This is a genomic window from Rheinheimera maricola, from assembly GCF_016918075.2.
Classification (GTDB): domain Bacteria; phylum Pseudomonadota; class Gammaproteobacteria; order Enterobacterales; family Alteromonadaceae; genus Alishewanella; species Alishewanella maricola_A.
In genome coordinates this window covers 1-535 of record NZ_JAERPS020000026.1, presented here as the reverse complement: position 1 = coordinate 535, position 535 = coordinate 1, and the positions used below count along the sequence as shown (strand labels likewise).

The following is a 535-nucleotide window of genomic DNA, read 5'->3' as shown; positions in this document are numbered from 1 at the left end:
GTTGAGCATAAAGCTCAAAGAGAAATACTTCTTTTAGAAGAACTTATCTTTGAGTTTTCAAACAGTATTTACTTAAAAGTAATGGTGGAGTTAAGCGGGATCGAACCGCTGACCTCCTGCGTGCAAGGCAGGCGCTCTCCCAGCTGAGCTATAACCCCTCTTCTTGCTTCTGCTTTGACCTTTATGCTGCGTTATGCCGCCTTACTCACTCAGTCACGTACTGATGTACGCTCCTTCACTCGCTCGTTGCATGCCTTGCCTAAAGCTCACATCATCGCAATAAGTCTTTCGCTGGAATTTCGTGCCAGGCAAGGCATTTCAAACCGAAGCATACTTAAAGTATGTGAGGTTTAAAATAACACCGCATGGTGCGAAATTGGTTGGTCTGAGTAGACTCGAACTACCGACCTCACCCTTATCAGGGGTGCGCTCTAACCACCTGAGCTACAGACCAGCCGTAACCGCAATGGTTCTTACTGTTTGCTCTACGTTACAATCAATCATCTGTGTGAACACTTATAACTTCAATTCACGT

Annotated in this window: 2 tRNA genes; both read right to left on the bottom strand. The window is 45.4% G+C overall.

Annotated features, from left to right (window positions below):
• Positions 1 to 82: 82 nt before the first annotated feature.
• Positions 83 to 158, bottom strand: a tRNA-Ala gene (locus I4W93_RS20250).
• Positions 159 to 377: 219 nt separating this feature from the next.
• Positions 378 to 454, bottom strand: a tRNA-Ile gene (locus I4W93_RS20245).
• Positions 455 to 535 lie beyond the last annotated feature (81 nt).